General features: G+C 60.9%; 6 protein-coding genes. 1 reads left to right on the forward strand and 5 read right to left on the reverse strand.

What is annotated here, in order from left to right:
* Window positions 1-198 precede the first annotated feature (198 nt).
* Together DXC18_RS10125 and DXC18_RS10130 are read right to left on the reverse strand one after the other, a co-directional pair.
* Window positions 199-1,251, reverse strand: coding sequence for a branched-chain amino acid aminotransferase (locus tag DXC18_RS10125; RefSeq protein WP_117717061.1), 1,053 nt, complete (start codon window positions 1,249-1,251; stop codon window positions 199-201).
* A gap of 288 nt (window positions 1,252-1,539) precedes the next feature.
* Window positions 1,540-2,187, reverse strand: a complete 648-nt coding sequence (locus DXC18_RS10130) for a DedA family protein (RefSeq protein ID WP_117717062.1) — start codon at window positions 2,185-2,187, stop codon at window positions 1,540-1,542.
* A 224-nt stretch (window positions 2,188-2,411) separates the two neighbouring features.
* On the opposite strand from DXC18_RS10130, the gene cysE reads away from it, so the two are divergent.
* A complete protein-coding gene (gene cysE / locus DXC18_RS10135) occupies window positions 2,412-3,116 on the forward strand; it encodes a serine O-acetyltransferase (protein ID WP_117717063.1) in 705 nt (234 codons plus the stop codon).
* A 111-nt stretch (window positions 3,117-3,227) separates the two neighbouring features.
* Here cysE and DXC18_RS10140 read toward each other — a convergent pair whose 3' ends face one another.
* The 3 genes from DXC18_RS10140 to DXC18_RS10495 form a co-directional block, all read right to left on the reverse strand.
* On the reverse strand, window positions 3,228-5,231 hold the full coding sequence (locus DXC18_RS10140; protein ID WP_199412261.1) for an ABC transporter ATP-binding protein: 2,004 nt from the start codon (window positions 5,229-5,231) through the stop codon (window positions 3,228-3,230).
* Between the two features lies 1 nt (window position 5,232).
* Window positions 5,233-6,957: an ABC transporter ATP-binding protein gene (locus DXC18_RS10145; protein WP_117717064.1), complete on the reverse strand. Its 1,725-nt coding sequence runs from the start codon at window positions 6,955-6,957 to the stop codon at window positions 5,233-5,235.
* A partial coding sequence (locus DXC18_RS10495; RefSeq protein WP_158552090.1) for a hypothetical protein occupies window positions 6,957-7,143 on the reverse strand: 187 nt, incomplete at its 5' end. The genes DXC18_RS10495 and DXC18_RS10145, both read right to left, overlap by 1 nt.

Consider the following 7,143-nt stretch of genomic DNA (forward strand, 5'->3'; position numbering starts at 1 on the left):
CGCGCCATCTTTAATTCAGATCTATATTGCCCGTAACGGCAGCGCCGAGGTAACGCAGGCCCGAGGGCAACCTTCCTTTCCGGCGCACTCCGCAGGACGAAAGAACCTCCGCCGCACGAAGTGCGCAGCGGAGGTTCTTTCATGTCCGAGGACGCGCCGGAAAGGAAGGTTGCCCTCGGGCCGAACAGCTATGGCAGCTTACGCGACGGTGTAAACCCAGTCGTGCTTATCCTCGACAGCACCAGATTGGATGCCGGTCAGGGTCTCGCGGAGCTTCTTCATCACAGGACCGATCTCGGTGTAGCCAGCCGGGAAGGTCACGGTCTCATCGGCACCGTAAACCTTATTGTCGATCTCGCCCACCGGGGAGATGACGGCGGCGGTGCCGCACAGGCCGCACTCCACAAAGGTGCCGGCCTTGACCTCGGCCCACTCGACGGGGCGCTGGTCGACGGTTATGCCCAGGTCCTGAGCAACCTGAACGAGCGAGCGACGGGTGATGGAGGGCAGGATGGAGTCAGTGTGCGACTGCGGAACGACGAGCGTGCCGTCCTCCTTCACGAACAGGACGTTAGCGCCACCGGTCTCCTCGACATAGGTGCGGGACTCGGAGTCGAGATACAGGTTCTCGGCATAGCCCTCGCGATGGGCCTCCATCGTGGGCTTGAGGGACATGGCGTAGTTGAGGCCAGCCTTGATGTTGCCGGTGCCGTGCGGTGCGGCGCGGTCGTACTCGGAAACGCGCAGCTTGACGGGCTTGAGACCACCCTTAAAGTACGGACCGACCGGGGTCACGAGGATGCGGAACGTGTACTCAGGAGCGGGAGCCACGCCGATCACGTCACCGGAGCCGATCATAAACGGACGCACGTACAGGGTCGCGCCGGAACCGAAGGGCGGAACCCAGGCGGCGTTGGCAGAAACGACCTGCTTGATGGCCTCAACGAACTTGTCCTTGGGGAACGGGGGCATCTCGAGGCGCTGCGCAGAGTTGTACATACGCTCGGCGTTCATGTCGGGACGGAAGCAGACGATGCTGCCATCCTCGGCGGTGTAGGCCTTCAGGCCCTCAAAGACCTCCTGGCAGTAATGGAAGATGCCACCGCACTCGGAGACATGCAGGGTGTGGTCGGTGGTCAGGCCGCCCTCGTCCCACTCGCCATCCTTCCAATGAGCCTCGTAGCTGTAATCGGTTTTCATGTAGCCAAAGCCGAGGCTACCCCAATCGATATCCTTCTTCTCGACAGTCATATGTCGCTCCTTACATACACAGTTGCATACTCGCGAACCCGCACGCAAAGACCGAAGCCGACCGCGTCGCAACGTCGCACGCCCGGAGCGTAGAGCCGGACGGGACACGCGAACGGCATCAAAGCCGATGGCACGTCGATTCGCATGCACGAGATTGTACTCCCCGTACGCGTCTGATAAAACGCTTTTCTTTAACTAAGTAAAGTATTTTCATTTGACCGAAGCAGAAAGGCCCGCCACCGTAAAGGGTGACGGGCCTCAACGGCACGGTTTGCGCGCTGGCTCGAGCTACGCGTTCTTTTTGCCCAGCTTAGCCTTAACCAGACCGACCACGGTCGGGATGATCGACACGGCGACGATGCCGATAATCAGCAGCTCAAAGTGCTCCTGCACAAAGGGGATGCCGCCAAAGAAGTAGCCAAGCAGAGTGAAGACCGTCGACCAGGTAATGCCGCCCAACACGTTAAAGATGACAAAGTTGCGCCAATGCATGCCGCCCATGCCGGCGATGAAGGGCACAAAGGTGCGGATAAACGGGAAGAAGCGACCCAGGAAGATGGCCAGGTGGCCCCATTTGTCCAGGAAGTCCTCGGACTTTTTGATGCGCTCGGGCGTCATGGCCTTCACCTTGCCCGAGGCGATGATCTTTTGGCCAAAGAAATGACCGATCATAAAGTTGCACTGATCGCCCAAGATGGCAGCCGTCCATGCGACGGCCAGCAGAGCCACGATGCTAAAGCCGCCGTTGTGGGCAAAGAAGCCCGAGGCGAACAGCAGCGAATCGCCGGGAAGGAACGGGAAGAACACCACGCCCGTCTCGATAAAGATGATCAGAAACACGCAGCCATAGGCCATAAGCGGGCCGGCGGCGATCCAGCTGGCGATCGCGGTGCGCGGATCCTTAAGCAGCTCGGCGATAAAATTGATGAAACCCATGAAGTAAAACCTCTCAGTTGTGGGCGCGGACACGTCCAAGTTGACCAGTATACGGTTGTGACGCGGCAACGCACACGACCTTACAAAAGCGTGACTTCATTACCAGCAAGTTTGCATAATTGACACCCGTCGCGCAAAGCCGAGCAAGATTGCTCTTCCTAATCCCTAGCAAATCGCTATACTTTATTGAATTGCATTGTCGCGGCGCTAAGGGAGGGCGGCCGGTGAGCTTTATCAATACCATTCGCGAGGACATCAAGACCGTCCAGGCACAGGACCCCGCCGCGCAAAACGGCCTAGTCATCTTCCTTTCTTACCCCGGCCTGCACGCCAAGTGGAACCACGTGCCCGAGCACTGGTTGTGGGAACATGGACATCGCTCGCTCGCCCGCGTGCTCTCGCAAATCACCCGCCATATCACTGGCGTCGAGATTCATCCTGCCGCACAGATCGGCAAGCATTTCTTTATCGACCACGCCATGGGCGTTGTCATCGGCGAAACCGCCATTGTGGGCGACAACTGCGTGCTCTATCAGGGCGTCACACTTGGCGGCACCGGCAACGAGACCGGCAAGCGCCACCCCACCCTGGGCAACAACGTCACCGTGGGCACAGGCGCCAAGGTGCTCGGCAACATTCGCATCGGCAACAACGTCAAGATCGGCGGCAACTCGGTTGTCGTCAAAGACGTGCCCGATAACTGCACCGTCGTGGGCGTGCCAGGCCGCATCATCAAGCGCAACGGCTGCCGCGTGTTCGAAGAAAGCTTCGATGCCAAGCAGCATCGCGAGTACATGCCCGATGACGCCGCCGAGCAGAGCGCCCTCAACCGCCAGGGCATCACCGAGAATGCCCGCCGCGTCAAGGAACTCGAGCGAGAGGTGGCCGAGCTCAAGGCCCTCGTCGCCAAGCTCGTGGACGAGCGCTAGGGCCGCGGGCAACCGCCACAGCATTAACGCCAGCACAAAAGGCGCGCCAGGGAATCCGCCCCCGGCGCGCCTTCTTTTCGATGTGACATGCGGGACTGCCCCTTTGTCGCGTTATGCGAACTGACTCAGATAGAGGTCGGCGTAGGCGCCCTCGGCAGCCAGCAGTTCCTTATGCGTGCCTTGCTCGATAATGTTGCCGTGATCCATGACCAGGATGAGGTCGGCATCGACGATCGTCGACAGACGGTGCGCGATCACAAAGCTCGTGCGCCCGCGCATGAGCGCATCCATAGCACGGCCGATGGCGAGCTCGGTGCGTGTGTCCACGCTCGACGTCGCCTCGTCCAGGATGAGGATCGCCGGGTTGTTGAGCAGCACGCGCGCGATGGTCAGCAGCTGACGTTGGCCCTGGCTGATGCTCTCGGCATCGTTAGCCACACGCGTGTCGTAGCCCTGCGGCATAGTGCGCACAAAGAAGTCGACCCGTGCGGCACGTGCGGCCGCGACAATCTCCTCGCGCGTCGCCTCGGGACAGCCGTAGGCGATGTTCTCGGCAATGGTGCCATCAAATAGCCAAGCGTCCTGCAACACCATGCCAAACTGCTGGCGCAGCTCGCCGCGGTCCATGCGGCTCGTGTCCACGCCGTCGAGGGTAATGCGGCCGCCGTCGATCTCGTAAAAGCGCATGAGCAGGTTGATGAGCGTGGTCTTACCCGCGCCCGTGGTTCCCACCACGGCGATCTTCTGACCCGGCTCGGCGGTAAACGACACGTCTCGCATAAGCGGCTTGTCGGGCGAATAGCCAAAGCGCACATGCTCAAAAGCGACACGGCCTTCCACTTTGCCCGGCAGCTTGGCGGCGGCCACCGGCAACGGATCGGCCTCCATCTCGGGCTCGTCGAGCAGGTCGAACACACGCTCTGCGCTCGCCAGTGCGCTCTGCAGCGAGTTAAAGGTAAACGACAGCTCCGTCATGGGCTCGGACGCCTCGTTGATAAACTGGAAGAACGCCTGGAACACGCCGACGGTCATATGCCCGGCAACCAGCATGCTGCAGCCCACCAGCGCGATCACGATCTGCGCCAAACGGCCGATAAAGCGCACCGCGGGGCCGACGGCGTTAATCATAAAGTCGGCCTTGGTGCTCACGCGCGCCAGCTCCTTCGAAGCCTCGTGCACCTCGGCAGAGCTCTTGCGCTCGCGGTTAAACGCACGGATCACCAGACGGCCCGAGTAGCCCTCCTCGACCGCGCTCGTAATCTTGGACACCCACTCCTGGCGCTCGCCCGTCACATCATGCGTGCGGCGCGACACGACCTTCGTCACCAGCAGCGAAAACGCCGTAAAGAACAAAAAGACGAGCGTGAGCGGCACGCTAAACACGAACATCACGCTCACGGCGCCCACCACGGTACCGATCGACACCAGAAGCTGCAGCAGGCCGCGTTGCATGCTCTCGGACATCTTGTCCAAGTCGTTGGTCGCACGGCTGACGACCTCGCCGGGACGATGCGCGTCAAAGTAGGCAAGCGGCAGACGGTTGAGCTTTTGTGCGATGCGGTTGCGCAGGCGCAGGTTGAGGCGCTCGGCAACGCTCGACATCAAAAAGCTCTGGAGTGCGTAGAACGAGGCAGCGGCGGTCCAGATCATAAAGTAGATAAAGATGGTCCTGCCGCAGTTCTCCCAGGTAATGCTGAAGGTAGCGTTGTTGGCAAACGCCAGCTTCATGTGCCCCCACAGCTCATCGATCACGCGGGCGCTGTAAGCCGGCGCCGCGGTGTTAAAGATGGCATAGAACACGATACTCGCGAACACGATATAGAAGCGCCAATGGTCGCCGGCGGCCTCGCTCCACAGGCGGCGCACCGTCGCCCAGGTGTCGCGGGGCGTCTCGTCCTCGTCCTCGTCGTCAACGTCGCGCATGCGCTCCGCCTCGGCGCGGGCGCGCTCGTCCTCGGCGCGCTCGTTTTCCTCGTAGAGTGCCTGGCGGCGAGCCTCGCGCTCCGCCGCTGCCTTGGCGTTATCGTCCAGGTCGGGCGTGGCGCCCGTCTCCTCGACTGTCTCTGCAGCCGCGGCGTCATCGGCGATGCTCCACTTCTTGAGCTCCTCGGTCATGCTACTCACCTCCCTTCATCTGCGATTCCGCGATAGCGCGGTACACCTCGCAGGTTTCCATGAGCTCGTCGTGCGTGCCTAGGCCCACGACTTCACCGTCTTTGAGCACCACAATCTGATCAGCATGCAAAATAGTCGAGATGCGCTGGGCGATGATGAGCACCGCGGCATCGCACGTCTCGCCCTGCAGCGCATGGCGCAGTGCCGCATCGGTCTTAAAGTCCAGAGCCGAAAAACTGTCGTCGAAGATATACAGATCGGCATGTTTCATGAGTGCGCGGGCAATCGCCAGGCGCTGGCGCTGACCACCCGAGAAGTTTGTGCCGCCCTGGGCCACCGGCGTATCGAGCCCCTGGGGCTGGTCGAGCACAAAGGTGCTCTGGGCAACCTCCAGCGCATGGAGCATGTCAGCCTCGGTCGCACCCTCGTTACCAAAGCGCAGGTTGCTCGCCACCGTACCCGAGAACAGCCATGCCTTCTGCGGAACATAGGCGATACGCCCGCGGATGTCGTCTTGCGAAAGGTCGCGCAGATCGATGCCGTTCAGGCGAATGGTGCCCTTCGTGGCATCGTGGAAGCGAAGCAAGAGCTTGGCCACCGTTGACTTGCCCGAGCCCGTCGAGCCCACGATCGCGGTCGTCTGTCCACGGCGGCAGGCAAAACTCAGGTTGCACAGGGTGTCCTCGTCGGCATCGTCAAAACGGAACGACATGTGGTCGAACACGGCCACCGCGTCGGCTCCATCTGCGGACTCGGGCGCCCCGTCGCCCAGCGCAGCCTTGCCGTCCACGATGCTCGGCTCGATTTCGAGCACCTGCTGCGCACGGTTGAGGCACGCCGCGGCGCGCGGAAGCGTCAGCACCACCACCTGCGCCATCATCACAAAGAACAGGATCAGGATCGCGTACTCCAACACGGCCGAGATGCTGCCGATTTGCATGGCATGGACGCCCACGCGGTTGCCGCCCACCCACAGCACCGCCACCTCGGCGATATTCATCAAAAAGAAGCTGGAGCTGTCGAGACCCACAAACAGGTGGTTGACCTTGATGGCATTGGCCGCGTAATCGTTAAACACCTCGTCCAGGCGCTGCTCCTCGTGGCGCTCCTTGTTAAATGCGCGGATGACGCGCACGCCCACGATGTTCTCGCGCAGCACCACGTTCATGCGGTCGATAAAGCTCTGCAGGCGCATAAAGATCGGCGCGGCGTTGGCAACGGTAAAGACCGCCGCCACCAGCAGGATCGCAACGACCACGCCCAGCAGCGTACCCATGGCAGGATCGATAAACCAGGCAAAGATGATGCCCGCCACGGCCAAGAACGGTACCGGTAACACCAGCTGAATCGTCTGCAGGATCGCTTGCTGGATCACGTTGATGTCGTTGAGCGAGCGCGTGATCATCGAACCCGTACCAAAGCGCTCAAAGTCGCTGGCGGACAGCTCGAGCGACTTATCGTAGACGGCGTTGCGAATGTCGCAGGCCACATTGGCCGCCAGACGGGCCGAAAGATAACAGCCCAGCACCGCACCACCGCTGGCCATGCCGGTCGCGATGAGCATGTAGAAGCCGTTGCGCAAAATGTAGTCGATATCGCCTGTCGTGATACCAGTATTGACCATATTCGCCAACATTGTAGGCACCAGCAGCGTGCCGACGTTATCTATCAGCAGTACAAACAGCGTCACCGCAATCAGCCCGCGATACGGCCTCATAAATCTCATTAAGAGTCGCATGTCTCCCCTTCGCCTTTGTCGTCAGCCTCGTTCTCGGCGGCCACTTGCCGTTTAAATGCCTCGCACTCTTCGTTAAGAACATGGGAGAACTTACCGACCAAGCGCATGATCTCGCGCTGTTCCCACGGCTCGAGCGCCTCGATTGCTCCGCTGGTATATAACAGGCTCTCCGTC

It is taken from the genome of Collinsella sp. OM08-14AT, from assembly GCF_003438115.1.
GTDB lineage: Bacteria > Actinomycetota > Coriobacteriia > Coriobacteriales > Coriobacteriaceae > Collinsella.